Annotated in this window: 15 protein-coding genes; 5 read left to right on the forward strand and 10 right to left on the reverse strand. The window is 71.1% G+C overall.

The window, feature by feature from the left end; all coding sequences use genetic code 11:
* Positions 1–669 (reverse strand): TetR/AcrR family transcriptional regulator (locus ACFV6E_RS40110; RefSeq protein ID WP_385468526.1); only part of this gene is annotated, 669 nt, incomplete at its 3' end.
* 290 nt (positions 670–959) lie between these two features.
* Here ACFV6E_RS40110 and ACFV6E_RS40115 point away from each other — a divergent pair.
* The 4 genes from ACFV6E_RS40115 to ACFV6E_RS40130 all read left to right on the forward strand — a co-directional run bounded on the left by ACFV6E_RS40115 (position 960) and on the right by ACFV6E_RS40130 (position 5159).
* Positions 960–1934 carry a tetratricopeptide repeat protein gene (locus ACFV6E_RS40115; protein ID WP_385173172.1) on the forward strand — a complete coding sequence of 325 codons (975 nt, stop codon included), beginning with the start codon at positions 960–962 and terminating at the stop codon, positions 1932–1934.
* Positions 1935–2555: 621 nt separating this feature from the next.
* Positions 2556–3188, forward strand: coding sequence for a DUF6230 family protein (locus tag ACFV6E_RS40120; protein ID WP_385173175.1), 633 nt, complete (start codon positions 2556–2558; stop codon positions 3186–3188).
* 104 nt (positions 3189–3292) lie between these two features.
* Complete coding sequence (locus ACFV6E_RS40125; protein ID WP_385173178.1) at positions 3293–3838, forward strand: DUF6114 domain-containing protein; 546 nt, start codon at positions 3293–3295, stop codon at positions 3836–3838.
* Entirely contained in the window at positions 3828–5159 is a 1332-nt protein-coding gene (locus ACFV6E_RS40130) for a hypothetical protein (protein WP_385468529.1), read from the forward strand. The genes ACFV6E_RS40125 and ACFV6E_RS40130 overlap by 11 nt, the downstream gene beginning before the upstream one ends.
* Before the next feature lie 102 nt (positions 5160–5261).
* Here the strand turns inward: ACFV6E_RS40130 and pyk are convergent, their stop codons facing one another.
* From pyk to pta, 3 genes are all read right to left on the reverse strand, one after another.
* Positions 5262–6689, reverse strand: a complete 1428-nt coding sequence (gene pyk, locus ACFV6E_RS40135) for a pyruvate kinase (RefSeq protein ID WP_385173184.1) — start codon at positions 6687–6689, stop codon at positions 5262–5264.
* A gap of 73 nt (positions 6690–6762) precedes the next feature.
* A complete protein-coding gene (locus ACFV6E_RS40140; RefSeq protein WP_385468532.1) occupies positions 6763–8007 on the reverse strand; it encodes an acetate kinase in 1245 nt (414 codons plus the stop codon).
* Positions 8004–10118, reverse strand: a complete 2115-nt coding sequence (pta, locus tag ACFV6E_RS40145) for a phosphate acetyltransferase (protein WP_385468535.1) — start codon at positions 10116–10118, stop codon at positions 8004–8006. Before pta ends, ACFV6E_RS40140 begins: the two co-directional genes overlap by 4 nt.
* 252 nt (positions 10119–10370) lie before the next feature.
* Here pta and ACFV6E_RS40150 point away from each other — a divergent pair, with 252 nt between their 5' ends.
* Entirely contained in the window at positions 10371–11396 is a 1026-nt protein-coding gene (locus ACFV6E_RS40150) for an ATP-dependent 6-phosphofructokinase (protein WP_385173193.1), read from the forward strand.
* 19 nt (positions 11397–11415) lie between these two features.
* Here the strand turns inward: ACFV6E_RS40150 and ACFV6E_RS40155 are convergent, their stop codons facing one another.
* From ACFV6E_RS40155 to ACFV6E_RS40180, 6 genes are all read right to left on the reverse strand, one after another.
* Positions 11416–12045 (reverse strand): XRE family transcriptional regulator, encoded by a 630-nt coding sequence (locus ACFV6E_RS40155; protein ID WP_385173209.1) that lies wholly within the window; start codon positions 12043–12045, stop codon positions 11416–11418.
* A 442-nt stretch (positions 12046–12487) separates the two neighbouring features.
* Complete coding sequence (locus ACFV6E_RS40160) at positions 12488–13384, reverse strand: carbohydrate ABC transporter permease (RefSeq protein WP_385173196.1); 897 nt, start codon at positions 13382–13384, stop codon at positions 12488–12490.
* A 1-nt stretch (position 13385) separates the two neighbouring features.
* The gene (locus ACFV6E_RS40165; protein ID WP_385173212.1) at positions 13386–14243 is read right to left on the reverse strand and encodes a carbohydrate ABC transporter permease; all 858 of its coding nucleotides are present in this window, start codon (positions 14241–14243) and stop codon (positions 13386–13388) included.
* 83 nt (positions 14244–14326) lie between these two features.
* Entirely contained in the window at positions 14327–15724 is a 1398-nt protein-coding gene (locus ACFV6E_RS40170; RefSeq protein ID WP_385173198.1) for an extracellular solute-binding protein, read from the reverse strand.
* Positions 15725–15909: 185 nt separating this feature from the next.
* Positions 15910–16593: a response regulator gene (locus ACFV6E_RS40175; RefSeq protein WP_385173200.1), complete on the reverse strand. Its 684-nt coding sequence runs from the start codon at positions 16591–16593 to the stop codon at positions 15910–15912.
* Complete coding sequence (locus ACFV6E_RS40180) at positions 16590–18326, reverse strand: ATP-binding protein (protein WP_385468538.1); 1737 nt, start codon at positions 18324–18326, stop codon at positions 16590–16592. Before ACFV6E_RS40180 ends, ACFV6E_RS40175 begins: the two co-directional genes overlap by 4 nt.
* Positions 18327–18441 lie beyond the last annotated feature (115 nt).

The following is an 18441-nucleotide window of genomic DNA, read 5'->3' on the forward strand; positions in this document are numbered from 1 at the left end:
ACCGCCCTGGCCACTCCGGGGGGGGGCGGGCGCCCCGGCGAGGGCGGATCCGCCCGCCGCCCCCGAAAGTCCGAGAAGCAGCACTCGCGTGAAGCTGCGTACCCACTCCGCGTCAGCCGGCTCCGCGCTCACCAGCGTGCGGTGCACCACCGCCCCCGCCACCACGTCGAAGATCAGGTCCGCGGTGCGGGCCGCCGCCCCGGGGTCCTCCTCGGGCGGCAGCTCGCCGCGGGCCTGCGCGCGCGCCCGGCCCTCCAGAACCAGCCGTTTCTGGCGGTCCACGATCGAGGTCCTGATGCGCTCGCGCAGCGGCTCGTCCCGGGTGGACTCGGCGACGACCGCCATCAGGGCCGTCTTCGTCTCCGGGCGGTCCAGGATCGCCGCGAACTGGAGCACCACGCCCTCGACGTCGGCCGCCAGGCTGCCCCGGTCGGGCAGCCGCAGCTCGTCGAAGAGCACGGCGACGGCGTCCACCACGAGTTCGTTCTTGCCCGCCCAGCGGCGGTAGAGCGTCGTCTTCGCGACCCCGGCCCGCGCCGCGACGTCCCCCAGCGTCAGCTTCGACCAGCCCAGCTCGACCAGAGCCGCGCGGGTGGCCTCCAGGATCGCGGCGTCCGCGGCGGCACTTCGCGGGCGCCCCGGACGTTGAGCGGGCTGGCGACTCTGCATGTCAGCGACCATATCCGGCCGTTGTGTGAAGTCGTGAGGGAGATCACCGGGAGAACGCGTACGGCACTCCCCCGGGGCAGTTACGCTACGACCCGTAGCGAAAGCGTGCGCGGGCGGTTGCCGCGCGCGGGCGACGACCACAGGTACCGGGTGGGGACCCGGTGCCGCCGCCGGTGCCGGACGGGGATCCGGTGCCGATCATCATGCACGAGAGGCCGGTCCGGCCGCCCGTCGGACCCGGCTTTCACAACGCTTTTCACAGCCGCGCGCGGAAGGGGGAGGATGTACTCATGCAGCCACGGAACATGTCCATGAGCGGAGTCGTCGACCTCGCCGCGGTGAAGGCGGCCCAGGAGGCCAAGGCGAAGGCGGAACAGGCGCGCGCCGAAGCCGCCAGGCAGGGCGGCGGCGGGGCGGTGAGCCCCGCGAGCCTCGTCATCGACGTAGACGAGGCGGGTTTTGAACGCGACGTACTCCAGCGCTCCACCGAGGTACCGGTGGTCATCGACTTCTGGGCCGAGTGGTGCGAGCCGTGCAAGCAGCTCAGCCCGGTCCTGGAGCGGCTGGCCGCCGAGTACGACGGGCGCTTCGTCCTCGCCAAGATCGACGTCGACGCCAACCAGATGCTGATGCAGCAGTTCGGGATCCAGGGGATCCCGGCCGTCTTCGCGGTGGTCGCCGGGCAGGCGCTGCCGCTCTTCCAGGGCGCGGCGGGCGAGGCGCAGATCCGCGGGACCCTCGACCAGCTGGTCCAGGTCGCCGAGGAGCGCTTCGGCCTCACCGGCCTGACCGTCGACCCGGACGCCGCGCCCGGTGAGGCCCCGGTGGCCCACGAGGTGCCCGCCGGGCCGTACGACGCGCTTCTCGAGGCGGCCGTGCGGGCGCTGGACGCGGGCGACCTCGGCGGCGCGGTGCAGGCGTACAAGAACGTGCTGAGCGACGACCCGGGCAACACCGAGGCCAAGCTCGGTCTTGCCCAGGCGGAGCTGCTCCAGCGGGTGCAGGGCGCGGACCCGCAGCAGGTGCGCAAGGACGCCGCCGAGAAGCCCGCGGACGTGGCGGCCCAGATCGCCGCCGCCGACCTGGATCTGGTGGGCGGGCACGTCGAGGACGCGTTCGGGCGGCTCGTCGACGCGGTGCGGCGCACGGCGGGCGACGACCGGGACGCCGCGCGGCTGCGGCTGCTCGAACTCTTCGAGGTGGTCGGCGCCGACGACCCCCGTGTGACGGCGGCGCGCAGGGCCCTCGCACGCGCCCTGTTCTGACCTGTTCCTAAACGCTCGGACATGTGATGCCGGAGTGAAAGATTCGGCCGCGACGGGTCACAGCGGCCGCGCTTTACCAAAACTTGGTAATCGCGGCCGCTGTTACTCGTAGTAAGTCAAACGCGTTTTCCTGTCCAATTCTGTCCGTGAATCAACCTCTTTGCCGCACCCTCCGGTGCCACCCTGTGTTGTCTGTCGATGCCGTCCGGTCGTTGTTCGGTTATCCCGCCGTTACTAGCGAGTAACGAACCCCCTTGTGCGGGCGGCCAGAATGCACCACGATCGGCGACGCTCGGTCCATTGCCGTATCCCGACAGCCAGTCGGGCCGACGGGTCTTCTGGGTCCCCACCGAGTAGAGGCGGCAGCAGTGGTGCCGGCTCTCGGACAGGGGGGTCTCTGCCTGATCGGCGGAGCCTGTCCGGCAGGTTGTGCGTGATGCGTGTCAGGCGCGACCAGTGGTTGTCGCTCGGGGGTGATCGCCGGTGGTTCGGGTGCGATGGCGCCCGCGAGTACAGGCGCTCTCCTTCCCGAGGACGTAGCACTTCTCCCATCCCTGCCCGGCTGAGCCGCCGACAAGGGGCAGTCAGGGCCAGGAGATGTACGTCCGAGAAGGAGGAAATATGGAGTCCCAGGTGCGTGGCGGGACCAGATGGAAGCGGTTCGCGGTCGTGATGGTGCCCAGCGTGGCCGCCACGGCAGCGATAGGTGTCGCCCTTGCGCAGGGCGCTCTCGCCGCGTCGTTCAGCGTGTCGGGCCAGTCGTTCAAGGTGACGGCTGAGCAACTGACGGGCTACAACTTCGTGCAGTACGGAGCCGTCGACGCGGGGTACACCCTCGACGGCAAGAAGACGGCGCACCCGGTCGCGGTCTCGGCGTTCAAGAACGCCTCGATCACCGACATGTGCCAGTCCGTGGTCACCCCGGACATCCCGCTCATCGGCACCATCACCCTCAAGCTGTCCGCCGGTACGGGCGGCAAGGCGGTCGAGGCCGAGAACCTGTACATCGACGTCGAGGACCTCCAGGCGAACGCCACGTTCTCGAACATCGACATCGGCGTCGCCGCCAAGGACGCCGCCAAGGGTCCGGGCATTGCCAAGGGTGACCAGGCGAACCCCTACGGGTTCGCGCAGCAGGCGGACAAGGCCGTGCTGACCGACGTGAAGCAGACGGCGTGGGCGACCACCGCCGGAACCTTCAAGCTCAGCAACCTCAAGATGTCGCTGTCCAAGGGCACCAACGAGTGCTACTAGGCACTCGCAGGGCGGGTGAGGGGGCAGCGCCGCCTCACCCGCCCGCTCCTTCTCCGTAGTACGCGAACTTTTCACGGCAACGCCGTTCCAGGGAGCTGTTTTCGATGAGCGCCGAGACTCCTGCCGCGCGCGGCCACTTCACCGACTGGCGGCTGCGGTTCCGAGACTGGCGGGGCGGCCGTCCGTTCTGGGCCGGTCTGTTCGTCCTGCTCGGTGGCTTCCCGATCATGTACTTCCCGTACGCGAACCTCCACATCGGTCACCTGACGCTGGCCATGGCGACCACCGGGGGTGCCGGCTCCCTCATCATCGGCGTGCTCCTGGTGGTGCTCGGGATCAGCCTGTGGTTCCAGCGGCACGTACGGACCTTCGCGGGGGTCGCCGCGATCCTGCTGGCCCTCGTCTCCATCCCGGTGTCCAACCTCGGCGGCTTCCTCATCGGCTTCCTGTTCGCCCTGATCGGTGGCGCGATGGCCATCGCCTGGGCGCCGGGCGAGCCGCCGAAGCAGGCCGCCGGGACTGCGCAGAAGACCGGCCCGGGTGCGCCGGACAGCGTGCCGCCGGGGACCGCGGACGGGGCGGGCGAGCCGAATGACCTGTCAGGAACGAGCCCGGCCAACGGGGCGAACGGGAGGCACAGTGCCGGCTGACGAGGCGACCCGCGCGGACTCTGCGGGGGTCCGCGCGAGAACCGGACCGCGGCACGCCGCACCCAGAAAGCCGCTGTTCACCAGGATCAACGTGCCGGCGGGCAAGGCGATAGCCATCGCGGCGATGCCGACGGCGGTGCTCATGGGAATGGGCCTGACGCCGACCCTCGCCAACGCGGACGACCACGCGTCGACGTCGTCCAAGAGCCTCACGGCCGACGAGTACCAGGCCTGCGTGGAGGCGCTGGACGGCGACGACAAGGACGCCTCCGCCTCCCCGTCGCCCTCCGCCAGTGCCTCGTCCTCCGCCGACGAGGCGGAGCCGACGCCCTCGGCCTCCGCGGGCTCCTCGGACGGTTCGGGGTCCTCGGACTCCGCGGGCTCCCCGGACGACGCCTCTTCGCCGGATTCAGGTTCCGACGACGAGGCGGAGGCCACGCCCACCCCGTCCGCGAGCAAGTCCGCCGAGAGCGGCGACAGCGCCACCGCGACGCCCTCGGCGTCCGAGAGCAGCAAGAACCCGCTCGACCCGCTGGGCATCGGCGACGCCCTCAAGGACATCCTCACGCCCGACGAGAAGGAGAGCGCGAGCGCCACCCCCACGCCGTCCGCGTCCTCCTCCGCCGCCGCGGACGAGTCCGGCTCCGACTCGGCCTCGGACTCCGTGAAGGAGACGACCGACAAGGTCACCGACACGGTGAAGGACACGGTCGACGAGGCCGGCAAGACGGTTGAGGACACCACCGACGAGGCGAAGGACGCGGCCGGGGAGGCCGCCGAGGCGGCCGAGTCCGCGGCGGCCTCGGCCACCCCGTCGCCGAGCGCGAGCTCGAGCACGGACCCCGGGGACTGTCCGGCCGCCACCGACGAGGAGGGCGGGGTCGAGAAGGTCGCGGCGCTGCCCGACGACCCCTGGTACCTGGACGCCAGCTCGCTGTTGCTCAAGGGCGCCGACTACCAGGGCGTCGTCAAGGTGAAGACCGCCAACGGCACGGTCAAGGAGGTCCTGAAGTACGTGATCTCCGACGGCACCGACATCGGCGACCTGCACCAGACCGTGAACGACAAGCAGGCCGGCAAGACGTACCACGTCCAGGCCGGCGCGGGCACGACCTCCACCATCCGCGACGGCAAGACCGTCATGTACACCGAGAGCATCTCCGGAAACCTGCTCGGCCTGATCCCGGTCACGTTCAGCCCGGAGAACCCGCCGCCGCTGAACATCCCGCTCATCTATTTCACCAAGGTGAAGGTCGTGCAGGCCGGTCAGTTCGGCGGGACGCTGACCATCCCCGGGCTGCACCAGTACACCACCGACTGACGTACCCCACAGACCCGTCCGGGAGCCGCACAAAGGCCGCGGCCCGGTCCGCACCGAAGAGGTGAGGACCGGGCCGCGGCCGTATGCGCGAGCGGGACCGGGTCAGGCGTCCGCGCCGCCCAGGTGGTGCACCCGGACCATGTTGGTGGTGCCGGAGACGCCGGGGGGCGAACCCGCGGTGATCACGACGATGTCGCCCTGGCCGAAGCGGTTGAGCTTCTGCAGCTCGGAGTCGACCAGGTCGACCATCTCGTCCGTGCTGTTCACGAACGGGACGACGTGGGACTCGACGCCCCAGCTCAGCGCGAGCTGGTTGCGGGTGCCCTCGTCGGTGGTGAAGGCCAGGATCGGCTGGGCCGCGCGGTAGCGGGACAGGCGGCGGGCGGTGTCACCGGACTTGGTGAAGGCCACCAGGCCCTTGCCGCCGAGGAAGTCCGCGATCTCGGCGGCGGCACGGGCCACCGAACCGCCCTGCGTCCGCGGCTTCTTGCCCGGGACCAGCGGCTGGAGACCCTTGGAGAGCAGCTCGTCCTCGGCCGCGACGACGATCTTCGACATCGTCTTGACCGTCTCGACCGGGTACGCGCCCACGCTCGACTCGGCCGACAGCATGACCGCGTCCGCGCCGTCCAGGATCGCGTTCGCGACGTCGGAGGCCTCGGCGCGCGTCGGACGGGAGTTGGTGATCATCGACTCCATCATCTGGGTCGCGACGATCACCGGCTTGGCGTTGCGGCGGCACATCTCCACCAGCCGCTTCTGCACCATCGGCACCCGCTCCAGCGGATACTCGACGGCGAGGTCGCCGCGGGCCACCATGACGCCGTCGAAGGCCGCCACGACGGCCTCCATGTTCTCCACCGCCTGCGGCTTCTCCACCTTGGCGATGACGGGGACCCGGCGGCCCTCCTCGTCCATGATCTTGTGGACGTCGTTGACGTCGTGGGCGTCCCGCACGAAGGACAGCGCGACCAGGTCGCAGCCCATCTTCAGGGCGAAGCGCAGGTCCTCGATGTCCTTCTCGGACAGGGCGGGCACGTTGACGGCCGCGCCGGGCAGGTTGATGCCCTTGTGGTCGGAGATGACGCCGCCCTCGATGACGACCGTCTTGACCCGGGGGCCGTCGATCTCGACCACGCGCAGCTCGACGTTGCCGTCGTTGATCAGGATCTGGTCGCCCTTGGAGACGTCGCCGGGCAGGCCCTTGTAGGTGGTGCCGCAGATCGTCTTGTCGCCCGGGACGTCCTCGGTGGTGATGGTGAACTCGTCACCGCGCACCAGCTCGACGGGGCCCTCGGCGAAGGTCTCCAGGCGGATCTTCGGGCCCTGGAGGTCGGCGAGGACACCGATGGCGCGGCCGGTCTCGGCGGCGGCGGCCCGGACCCGGTCGTAACGTGCCTGGTGCTCGGCGTGGGAGCCGTGGCTGAAGTTGAAGCGGGCCACGTTCATGCCCGCCTGAATCATCGCGACGAGCTTCTCGTGGGTGTCGACCGCGGGGCCGAGGGTACAGACGATTTTCGAACGGCGCATGGGGCGATCCTATCGGTTTGTTTCGCTGCGGAATATTCCGGCTGGCGGAAGATACAAAGGGGCGGGGCGCCGCTCAGGTGAGATCGTTCGACGGCGCCGGGGACGGCTCGTGACCGGCCCCCACCAGTGCGTACGTCTGCGTGGCGATCTCCAGTTCCTCGTCGGTCGGCACCACGGCCACCGCGACCCGCGCGTCCTCGGGGGAGATGAACCGCGGCCGGTCGGACCGTACGGCGTTCAGCTCGCCGTCGACCGCGAGGCCGAGTCCTTCCAGGCCCGCCACGGCCGCTTCCCGCACCGGGGCGGCGTTCTCGCCGACCCCGGCCGTGAACGCGATCGCGTCGACCTTCCCGAGCACCGCGTAGTAGGCGCCGATGTATTTCCTCAACCGGTGGATGTAGATGTCGAAGGCGAGCCGCGCCCGCTCGTCCCCCTCGTCGATCCGGCGGCGGATCTCCCGCATGTCGTTGTCGCCGCAGAGGCCGACCAGACCGCTCCTGGTGTTGAGCAGCCTGTCGATCTCGTCCATGGACATGCCGCCGACCCGGGACAGGTGGAAGATCACGGCCGGATCCACGTCTCCCGACCGCGTACCCATCACCAGCCCCTCCAAAGGCGTCAGCCCCATGGAGGTGTCCACGCAGCTGCCCCCGCGCACCGCGCTCGCCGACGCGCCGTTGCCCAGGTGCAGCACGATCACGTTCACCTCGGACGGGTCCTTGCCCAGCAGCTTCGCGGTCGCGCGGGACACGTACGCGTGGGACGTCCCGTGGAAACCGTAGCGGCGGATGCGGTGCTCGTCGGCGATCTCGACGTCCAGCGCGTAGCGGGCCGCCGACTCCGGCATCGAGGTGTGGAAGGCGGTGTCGAAGACGGCCACCTGGGGCAGGTCGGGGCGCAGCCGCTGGGCCGTGCGGATGCCCGTCAGGCTCGCCGGGTTGTGCAGCGGGGCCACCGGGATCAGCCGCTCGATCTCGGCGAGCACGGCGTCGTCCACGACGGTCGGGCGGGTGAAGTGCTTGCCGCCGTGCACCACCCGGTGGCCGATCGCGGCCAGCTCGGGGGAGTCCAGGCCGAGCCCGTCCCGGGACAGCTCCCCGGCGACGGCCTTCAGCGCGGCCCCGTGGTCGGCGATCGGCTCGGTCACCTCGCGGGGCTCACCGCCCGCGAGCAGCGGGGTGTGCCTGAGCCGGCTGGTCCGCTCGCCGATCCGCTCGACCAGGCCCACGGCCAGCCGGCTGCTGTCGCGCATGTCGAGCAACTGGTACTTCACCGACGACGAGCCGGAGTTCAGGACGAGGACACGGGTGGAGCTCACGCGGTGGCTGCCTTGTCGGTGGAGGTGGAGGCGGAGGCGGGAGTGGGGGACTGGGCCTGGACGGCGGTGATCGCGACGGTGTTCACGATGTCCTGCACGAGGGCACCGCGCGACAGGTCGTTGACGGGCTTGCGCAGACCCTGGAGGACCGGGCCGACGGCGATCGCGCCGGCCGAGCGCTGGACGGCCTTGTACGTGTTGTTCCCGGTGTTCAGGTCCGGGAAGATCAGCACGGACGCCTGGCCCGCGACCTCCGAGCCCGGCAGCTTGGTGGCCGCCACGGACGGCTCCACGGCGGCGTCGTACTGGATCGGGCCCTCGATCTTCAGGTCGTCGCGGCGCCCGCGCACCAGCTCGGTGGCCTCGCGCACCTTGTCGACGTCCGCGCCGGAACCCGAGGTGCCGGTCGAGTACGACAGCATCGCGATCCGCGGCTCGACGCCGAACCGCGCGGCCGTGGCGGCCGACTGCACGGCGATGTCGGCGAGCTGGCGGGCGTCCGGGTCGGGGTTGACCGCGCAGTCGCCGTAGACCAGCACCTTGTCGGCGAGGCACATGAAGAAGACGGAGGAGACGATGCTCGCGTCCGGCTTGGTCTTGATGATCTCGAAGGCCGGGCGGATGGTCGCGGCCGTGGAGTGCACGGAGCCCGACACCATGCCGTCGGCCAGGCCCTCCTCGACCATCAGGGTGCCGAAGTAGTTGACGTCCGCGACGACGTCGTACGCCAGCTCCACCGTGACGCCCTTGTGGGCGCGCAGCGCGGCGTAGCGCGCGGCGAAGGCGTCCCGCAGCTCCGAGGTCGCGGGGTCGATCAGCTGGGCGGCGCCGAGGTCGATGCCGAGGTCGGCGGCCTTCTTGCGGATCTGGTCCACCGGGCCGAGCAGCGTCAGGTCGCACACGCCCCGGCGCAGCAGCACCTCCGCGGCGTGCAGCACCCGCGGCTCGGTGCCCTCGGGCAGTACCACGCGGCGCCGGTCGGAGCGGGCCTGTTCGAGCAGCTCGTGCTCGAACATCATCGGAGTGACGCGGTCGGTGCTCGGGGCGGAGACCCGGTCGAGCAGGTCACCGGTGTCCACGTACCGCTCGAAGAGGCCGAGCGCCGTCTCCGCCTTGCGCGGGGTGGCGGCGTTCAGCTTGCCCTCCATGGCGAACAGCTCGCCGGCGGTGTCGAAGGAGCCGGTGCGCACCGCGACCACCGGGGTGCCGGGGGCCAGGCGGGCGGCGAGCGTGAGCACCTCGTCGCTGGGCCGCTCGTCCAGGGTGAGCAGCACGCCCGCGATCGGCGGGGTGCCTGCGCTGTGCGCGGCGAGGGCGCCCACCACCAGGTCGGCGCGGTCGCCGGGCGTCACGACCAGGCAGCCGGGGGTCAGCGCGCCCAGCACGTTGGGCAGCGTGGCGCCGCCGAAGACGAAGTTCAGCGCGTCCCGGGAGAGCCCCGAGTCGTCGCCGAGCAGCACCGTGCCGTCGAGTGCCTGGGTGATCTGGGAGACGGTCGGCGCGGACAGCGCGGGCTCGTCCGGGATCACGTAACAGGGCACCGGGAGGCGGGAGTCGAGCCGCCCGGCTATCCCGGCGCGGTCGGCGGGGGCGACCCGGTTGGTGACCATCGCGAGGACGTCGCAGCCGAGCCCTTCGTAGGCGCGGTAGGCGTTGCGGGTCTCCGCGAGCACCGACTCCGACGTCTGCTTGCGGCCGCCCACCACCGGGATCACGCTCGCGCCGAACTCGTTGGCGAGGCGGGCGTTCAGCGCCAGCTCGTCGGGGAGCTGGGTGTCGGCGTAGTCGCTGCCGAGGACGAGGACGATCTCGTAGTCGCGGGCGACCGCGTGGAAGCGGTCGACCAGGGTGGACACCAGTTCGTCGGTGCCCCGCTCGGCCTGGAGCGCGGACGCCTCGTGGTAGTCCATGCCGTACACCGTGGCCGGGTCCTGTGCCAGGCGGTAGCGGGCGCGCAGCAGCTCGAAGAGCCGGTCGGGGCCGTCGTGGACGAGCGGCCGGAAGACCCCCACCCGGTCGACCCGGCGGGTCAGGAGCTCCATGACCCCCAGCTCGACGACCTGGCGGCCGTCGCCGCGGTCGATTCCGGTCACGTACACGCTGCGCGTCACGCGTGTTCTCCGTTCCTCGAACCTCGAAAAATATCCCGCTGGGGGAACAGCCCGCTGTGGGGAGCAGAACCCTCTTGACAATACCTGCGCGGCTGGATAAGGCGCCCGTCAGGGTGGGGGTGCCGGCGCGACGCGCGGGACGCCCGTGGCCCTTGGCAGTGCTGGGGCGGGCGGAAGCGGCATCGCCCCGTGGGGCGTGAAACAATCGGACTGGCTCACACGTACCAGACAGCGAGCAGGAGACAGAGCACGATGCGCATCGGAGTTCTCACCGCAGGCGGCGACTGCCCGGGCCTGAACGCAGTGATCCGGTCGGTCGTGCACCGAGCGGTCACCCACTACGGGGACGAGGTCATCGGCTTCGAGGACGGCTACGCGGGCCTGCTCGACGGCCGCTACCGTGGTCTCGACCTCAACGCGGTGAGCGGCATCCTCGCCCGCGGCGGCACCATCCTCGGCTCCTCCCGGCTCCAGCGCGACCGGCTCCGCGAGGCGTGCGAGAACGCGCAGGACACGGTGCGCGAGTTCGGTATCGACGTGCTCGTCCCGATCGGCGGCGAGGGCACCCTGACCGCCGCCCGGATGCTCTCCGACGCGGGCCTGCCGGTCGTCGGCGTGCCGAAGACGATCGACAACGACATCTCCTCCACCGACCGCACCTTCGGCTTCGACACCGCGGTCGGCGTCGCCACGGAGGCGATGGACCGCCTCAAGACGACCGCCGAGTCCCACCAGCGCGTCATGGTCGTCGAGGTCATGGGCCGGCACGCGGGCTGGATCGCCCTGGAGTCCGGCATGGCCGCCGGCGCGCACGGCATCTGCCTGCCCGAGCGCGCCTTCGACCCCGCCGACCTGGTGCGGATGGTCGAGGAGCGGTTCTCCCGCGGCAAAAAGTTCGCCGTCGTCTGCGTCGCCGAGGGCGCCCACCCCGCCGAGGGCACCATGGACTACGGGCACGGCGCGATCGACCAGTTCGGGCACGAGCGCTTCCAGGGCATCGGCACGGCCCTCGCCTACGAACTGGAGCGGCGCCTGGGCAAGGAGGCCAAGCCGGTCATCCTCGGCCACGTGCAGCGCGGCGGCACCCCGACCGCGTACGACAGGGTGCTCGCCACCCGGTTCGGCTGGCACGCGGTCGAGGCCGCGCACCGCTCCGACTACGGCAGGATGACGGCGCTGCGCGGCACGGACATCAAGATGGTGCCGCTCGCCGAGGCGGTCACCGAGCTGAAGACGGTGCCCAAGGACCGCATGGACGAGGCGGAGTCGGTCTTCTAGCAGGACTCCCGGACCGCGCTCAGCTCGTGCTGCGCTCGACCGTCGACCAGAAGATCTCGACGATCCGGTCCATGAAGTCCTGCCCGGCGTCGGCCGCCGCACCGGCGGCCGGACCGGCCGCCCAGCTCAGCGTGGCGACCGTCTGCCCCTGGTAGTCCGTGTGCAGCTCCTGGAGGGCGTCCTCCAGGAGCCGCCGGTTCAGCGGCACCATCTTGCCGAGCGGCCGCACGTACGCCTGCCAGCGCGTCGTCACCGCGGCGCGCAGCAGTTCCCGCAGCTTGCGGTCGCGGCCGGTCACGGTGATGAAGTCGGGCAGCGACAGGTCGAGCAGATCGGCGAGGGCGGACGACTGCCGTTCGTTGCCCCGCCACTTGCCGGTCTCCTCCATCCGCTGGTACGCGAGGAGTTCGAGGCCGACGGCGCGGGCCACGTCCTCGGGCGCGAGCCCGCGGGCCACGCGGTGCTCCCGCAAGGTCCGCGGAGCGCCGATGAGTTCACCGGGAGAACACCACAACACGCCCGCGAGCGCGGTGAGTTCGGGTCCGGTCGGGGTGGTGATCCCGCGTTCCCAGGCGACCACGAGATCGGGCGTGACGTAGGGCAGTCCGTACGAGGCGCGCATTCCGTAGGCGACGTGCTCGGGTCCCATGCCGAGCCCGGCGCGCAGTCTGCGGGCGGCAGGGGCGTTGAAGGGCGGGGTGGGCTGCTGAGCGGGCGGCAGGTGCACGCGCTCAAGCTAGGGGCGCGGGGCTGCGGTGACTACGTTGCGTTCGGCCACAATCACAGATTGTAGGAACATACGGTTTCGGCCGTGGCCGGAGGTGATCGCTCTCCCTCCGGCGCCCTGACCGGCCGCTGCCCGCTCCGGCGCCCGCGCGGTCCGTACGGACCTCCCGGGGGTCGCCCGTCCGCGAAGGGCAAGGTGAACGGGCATATGCGCGGCCGGTGCGCCGTGCGCGGCCCGCGGATCCGGCGCCGGAGGGAGCGATTCCAGCCGGTGCCGGGGCGCCGCGCCCGCCCGGCTCCGCAAGCGGGCCGGTCGGACGGGCCGGAGGCGGGTACCGGCCGCGGGCGGCCGGCCGCGGCGCATTTCACCCCTTGACCGCCCCGCCCAGCGCGAAGCCGCCGCCCAGACGGCGGGCGACCAGCACGTACAGCAGCAGCACCGGCGTCGAGTAGATCACCGAGAACGCCGCGAGCTGCCCGTACACCACCATGCCGCGGTTGCCGAAGAAGTCGTTGATGCTCACGGAGGCGGGCATCTGGTCCGGGCTGAGCAGCAGCATGAACGGGACGAAGAAATTGCCCCACATCATCACGAAGGAGAAGACCGTCACCACGGCGACGCCCGGACCCATGAGCGGCAGCACGATCCGGACCAGCGACTGGAGCGAGGACGCGCCGTCGGTCCAGGCCGCCTCCTCCAGCTCCTTCGGCACCCCGTCCATGAAGTTCTTCATCAGCCAGATGGCGAACGGGAGCTGGGAGGCGGCGAAGAAGAAGATCGTGCCCTGCATGGTGTCGATCAGGTCCACCTGTACGAACAGCGCGTACACCGGGACCATGATCGCGGTGATCGGCAGGCTCGTCGCGAAGAGGATCGTCAGCAGGAACGGGCGGTTGAGGCGGGAGCGGAACCGCGACAGCGGATAGGCGGCGAGCGCCGCGCACACCACCGTCAGGAGCGTCCCGCCGCCGCACAGGATCAGGCTGTTGAGCAGCGGTGTGAAGGTGATGTCGCTGTTCAGGACCGCGTCGAAGTTGTCCAGGGTGACGCCGTCCGGGACCCGCACCCGCAGATCGGCGTGCGGGTCGAGGGCGGACAGGACCACCCAGGCCAGCGGCAGCACGAACGCGGCGGCCACCACGAGCAGCCCCGCGTCCGCCGCGAGCCGCCGGCCGGTGCGGCGCGAGGCCGCCGTACCGCCGGTACGCCAAGGCGTGCGGGTGTACCGGGTCGTCCGGGTGCGCCGGGTCAGCAGTGCCATCTCACACCTCCGTCCGCAGCAGCCGCAGGTACACCAGGGAGAACAGGGAGCCGACCACGAGCAGCAGCAGGGCCACCGCGGTGCCGTAGCCGATCATGCTGTTCTGGAACGCCTGCTCGTACATGAACAGGGGCAGCGTCTGGCTCTTGGCGCCGGGCCCGCCCCTCGTCATCACCCAGATCAGCCCGAAGACCGACAGGGTCTGGAGGGTGTTCAGCATCAGGTTGGTGCCGATCGAGCGGCGGATCATCGGCAGCGTGATGTGCCACATGCGGCGCCAGCCGCCCGCGCCGTCGACCTCGGCGGCCTCGGTGATCTCCTGCGGGATCTCGTTCAGGGCCGCCGAGTAGACCAGCATCGAGAAGGCCGTGCCGCGCCACACGTTCGCGAACGACACCGCGAGGATCGGCAGGGTGAACAGCCAGTTCTGCTGCGGCAGATGGAGCCAGTCCAGGATCGCGTTCAGGGTGCCCTCGCGGCGGAAGAAGGCGTAGAGCAGGAAGCCCGCCACCACCTCGGGCAGCACCCACGCGGTGATCACGATCCCGCCGACCACCGTACGGACCGGCTTCGAGGCCCGCCGCATCAGCGAGGCCAGCGCGAGCCCCAGGGTGTTCTGGCCGATCAGCGAGGACAGCACGGTGAACACCAGGGTCAGCCAGACCGCGTTCAGGAACGCGTCGTCCTGGAACGCTCTGCGGAAGTTCTCCAGACCGACGAAGGAGGACTCGGCCTGCCCGGTGAGCTGGAGGTCGGTGAAGGCGATCCAGGCGCAGTAGCCGATCGGCCCGGCCAGGAAGAGCAGCAGCAGGACGACGGCGGGGGAGACGGGCAGCGCGCGCAGAAGGGAGCGGCGCAGCCCGCCCCGGCGGCGCGGGGAGCCGGTTTTCGTGACGGACGGGCGGGCCGGGACCGGCGGCCGGACCGCCCGGGTGCCGAGGCTCACTTGCGGATCACTTGGTCGTCGGTCACGGTCTTCAGGTTCTCGTCGTAGCCGCTCGCCGCCTCGCTCACGGTGGCGTCACCCGTCGTCACGCCCTCCATGGCCTCCTGGATGGCGGTGGAGACCTTCGGGTACGCCGGGTACGCGGGCCGGTAGTGGGTGGACTCGACCAGGTCCGTGAAGAACTTGATGCCGGGCTGCGCCTTCACGTACGCGGGGTCGGAGGCGACGTCCTTGCGCACCGCGATGCCGGAGTTGGCGATGTACCACTTCTGGGCGTTCGCCTTGGTCTGCATCGTCTCGATGAACTTGAAGGCGAGGTCGGGGTTGGTCGCCTTGGCCGGGATCGACCAGGTCCAGCCGCCGGACATGCTCACCTTGCCGGGCGCCTGCCCGGTCCGGGTCGGCATCGCGGCGAGGCCCAGCTTCTGCGACCACTCGGGCCACTCGTGCCCGGCGCCCTCCTGCCAGTCCTGAGGCAGCCAGCTGCCGTCCAGGTCGATGCCGAGCTTGCCGCCGGGCAGCAGTTCTCCGCGCACCTTGGTGCCGAAGTTGGGGTCGAGGGCGTCGGAGACCTCGGGGCCGAGCTTCTCCTTGTAGACCGTCTCCACGAACCGAAGGGAGTCCTTGAAGCCCTGGCTGCCGGTGATCCACTTCTTGCTGGAGGCGTCGTAGAGCGGGTCCGTCTTCCCGTCGTTCGTGCCGTACAGGAGCATCTCGAAGCCCTGCATGGTGGCGCCCTCACCGGCGGGCTTGCCCGTGTACACGTTGAGCGGGACGACGCCCGGGACCTTTTTCTTGATGGTGCGGGCCGCGTCGAGCACGTCGTCCCACGTCTTCGGCTGCCAGTCGGCGGGCAGCCCCGCCCTGGCGAAGACGCCCTTGTCGAACCAGAGCCCCCGGGTGTCGGTCCCGTCCGGGACGCCGTACGTCTTGCCGTCCTCGGCCTTGGCCGCCGACTTGGCCGTGTCGATGAACTGGCCCCAGTCCTCCCACTTGTCCAGGTACGGATCGAGAGGCTTCAGATAACCGCTGGTGATGTCCGAATTGATGAGGAAGGTGTCCTCGTAGACCAGGTCGGGGGCGGTCTTCGGGGAGCGCAGCATCTGCTGGAGCTTGGTGTAGTACTCCGCGTCCGGGGCCTTGATCGGAACGAACTCGACCTTCTTGCCGGGGTTGGCCTTCTCGAACTGCTTCTTGATGCCGTCGAGATAGGTGTCCATCACCTTGACGGAGTTGTCCGTGGACTGCTTGAAGGACACCTTCACCGTGTCCGGGTCGCTGCCGGAGCCGCTGCCGCAGCCGGCGAGGGCACCGCCGGCGGAGACGGTCAGCAGGGCGGAGAGCAGCAAAGAGGTGGGAGTACGGAAGCGGGCGGCGGTGGGGCGCACGGGCACGACCTCCTACTGGCCGACGTCGTTGTGGCCGAGTCTGTCTGCCCGGTGAACGTAGGAGGCGTTCGTATGTCAGGTCAATGACCTTGCAGCGTCTTGCCCGGGCGGCCTCCCGGAGCACGCCCGCGCGGAGTCGGTGCCGGTCACCGGCGTGCGTACCGTCGTGGGGCCCGGTGCCGACCGCGGTGTCAGCGGGGCGAGCCGGACCACCGGTAGACCAGTTCGGGGCGGCCGACCTGTCCGTACAGGGGTCTTCGGCCGGCCCGTCCGGTGTCGACCAGGTGTTCCAGATAACGCCGGGCGGTGATACGGGATATCCCGACCGCCTCCGCGACACCGGCCGCCGTCAGACCCTCCGCGCAGTCCCGCAGCGCACGCGTCACCCGTTCCAGGGTCGGCGCGCTCAGCCCCTTCGGCAGCGCCGCGGGTCCCGGCGCCCGCAGGGTGGCCAGCGCCCGGTCCACCTCGTCCTGCCCGCTCGCCTCACCGGCCGCCGCGTGGAACTCGGCGTACCTGACGAGACGGTCCCGCAGGGTGGCGAAGGTGAAGGGCTTCAGCACGTACTGGACCACCCCGAGCGAGACCCCCTCCCTGACCACGGCCAGGTCCCGCGCCGACGTCACCGCGATCACGTCGGCGTGATGCCCGGCCGCGCGCAGCGACCTGGCGAGCTGGAGCCCGTGCACGTCCGGCAGGTGCAGATCGAGCAGCAGCAGATCAACCGGCATCCGGTCCAGGGCGCGCCGCGCCTCCGCGCCCGTGTGCGCCTTGCCGACCGCCGTGAACCCGGGCACCCGCCCGACGTACATCACGTGCGCGTCGGCGGCGACGGGGTCGTCCTCCACGACCAGGACGCGGATGGGCTCGGTCATGCGTCGCCTCCAGGCAGGGCGTGCTGGGCGCAGTCCGGCGCGGGTTCGCGCGGGCCTGCGGTCCCGGCCGCGCCGGGACCGGCCGGGGCCTCCTCGTCGGGGGCCGCGGCCGAGGACACCGTAGGCAACGGGATCCGCGCCTCGAACTCCGCCCCGCCCCCGGCGGCCTCCGTCACCCGCAGCGTGCCCTCGTGCCGCCGCACGGTCTGCCGCACCAGGGCGAGGCCCAGACCGCGGCCCCCGGGCCCGGCCGGCTTGGTCGACCAGCCGCGCTCGAAGACCTCCTCCGCGTGCGCCGGGTCCACCCCGGCCCCGGTGTCGGAGACCCGCAGCACGAGATGGGCGGCCGCGGTCGCCGTACCCGTCCCGTCGGCGAAGGCGGTCACCGTCACCCGCGCCCCCGTCGAGCCCTGCGCCGCGTCCACGGCGTTGTCGATCAGGTTCCCGAGGATCGTCACCAGGTCGCGGGCCGGGAGCGAGGACGGCAGCAGGCCGTCGTCGAGCCGGCTGTCCTGAGACACCACCAGCTCCACGCCCCGCTCGTTCGCCTGCGCCGCCTTGCCGAGCAGCAGGGCCGCGAGCACCGGCTCGCCGACCGCCGCCACCACCTGGTCGGTGAGCGCCTGCGCCAGCTCCAGCTCGGCCGTGGCGAAGTCGACGGCCTCCTCGGCGCGGCCCAGCTCGATCAGGGAGACCACCGTGTGCAGCCGGTTGGCGGCCTCGTGCGCCTGCGAGCGCAGCGCCTGCGTGAAGCCGCGCTCCGAGTTCAGCTCGCCCATCAGGGACTGCAACTCCGTGACGTCGCGCAGGGTGACCACGCTGCCCCGGCGCTCGCCGCCCGACACCGGCGAGGTGTTCAGGATCAGCACCCGGGTGGCCGTCAGGTGCACCTCGTCCGTACGGGGCTCCGAGGCCAGCAGGGCGCCGGTGAGCGGCGCGGGCAGCCCGAGTTCGGCGACCGAACGGCCGACGACCTCGCCGCTGACGCCCAGCAGCTCCCGGCCCCCGTCGTTGATCAGCGCCACCCGGAACTGCCCGTCGAGCATCAGCAGACCCTCGCGCACGGCGTGCAGCGCGGCCTGGTGGTAGTCGTGCATCCGGCTCAGCTCGGTGGCGTTCATGTTGTGGGTGTGGCGGCGCAGCCGGGCGTTGGCGACGTACGTGCCGACGGCGCCCAGCGCGAGCGCGCCCGCCGCGACCCCGAGCAGCGCCGCCACCTGGTCCTGGACCCGGGCGGTGATGACGTCGACCCGGATGCCCGCGCTGACCAGGCCGACGATGCGCCCGTCGTCGGTGATCGGCACGACGGCCCGCACCGAGGGGCCCAGGCTGCCCGTGTACGTCTCGGTGAACGCCTCGCCGCGCAGCGCGCGGGCGGTGTGCCCGAGGAAGTGCTTGCCGATCAGTGTCGTGTCGGGGTGCGTCCAGCGGATCCCCCGCGGATTCATGATCGTCACGAAGTCCACCTCGGTGTGGCTCAGCACCTCGGTGGTGTACGGCTGGAGCAGCTTCGTCGGGTCGGAGGTGCGGATGGCCGCGCGCACCGACGGGGCGTCCGCGACCGAGCGGGCCACCGCCTCGGCCTGCCGCCCCGCCGCGTCCTCGGCCTGGCTGCGGTCGCTGACGTACGTGAAGAGCGCGCACCCCGCGACGACGACCGCGATCAGCACGGCCTGCATGGCGAAGAGCTGGCCGGCCAGGCTGCGGGGCCGGGGGACGTGGGGGAGACGCATAACGCCAGTCTGCCTCCGGGGGTAAGCGTGAACTAAATGAACGGAAGGGTGACGGCCCTCACGTGCTGGGAGATAGTCACCGCAGCCCGGGATGGTTCTCCCGGCCCCGAAGGAC

This window comes from Streptomyces sp. NPDC059785, assembly GCF_042732375.1.
Taxonomy (GTDB): Bacteria; Actinomycetota; Actinomycetes; order Streptomycetales; family Streptomycetaceae; genus Streptomyces.

Coding starts and splice junctions, on each gene's coding strand:
- ACFV6E_RS40115 (WP_385173172.1), top strand. CDS start 960: ATGCAGCCACGGAACATGTCCATGAGCGGAGTCGTCGACCTCGCCGCG.
- ACFV6E_RS40120 (WP_385173175.1), top strand. CDS start 2,556: ATGGAGTCCCAGGTGCGTGGCGGGACCAGATGGAAGCGGTTCGCGGTC.
- ACFV6E_RS40125 (WP_385173178.1), top strand. CDS start 3,293: ATGAGCGCCGAGACTCCTGCCGCGCGCGGCCACTTCACCGACTGGCGG.
- pyk (WP_385173184.1), bottom strand. CDS start 6,689: ATGCGCCGTTCGAAAATCGTCTGTACCCTCGGCCCCGCGGTCGACACC.
- ACFV6E_RS40150 (WP_385173193.1), top strand. CDS start 10,371: ATGCGCATCGGAGTTCTCACCGCAGGCGGCGACTGCCCGGGCCTGAAC.
- ACFV6E_RS40155 (WP_385173209.1), bottom strand. CDS start 12,045: ATGGGACCCGAGCACGTCGCCTACGGAATGCGCGCCTCGTACGGACTG.
- ACFV6E_RS40160 (WP_385173196.1), bottom strand. CDS start 13,384: ATGGCACTGCTGACCCGGCGCACCCGGACGACCCGGTACACCCGCACG.
- ACFV6E_RS40175 (WP_385173200.1), bottom strand. CDS start 16,593: ATGACCGAGCCCATCCGCGTCCTGGTCGTGGAGGACGACCCCGTCGCC.
- ACFV6E_RS40180 (WP_385468538.1), bottom strand. CDS start 18,326: ATGCGTCTCCCCCACGTCCCCCGGCCCCGCAGCCTGGCCGGCCAGCTC.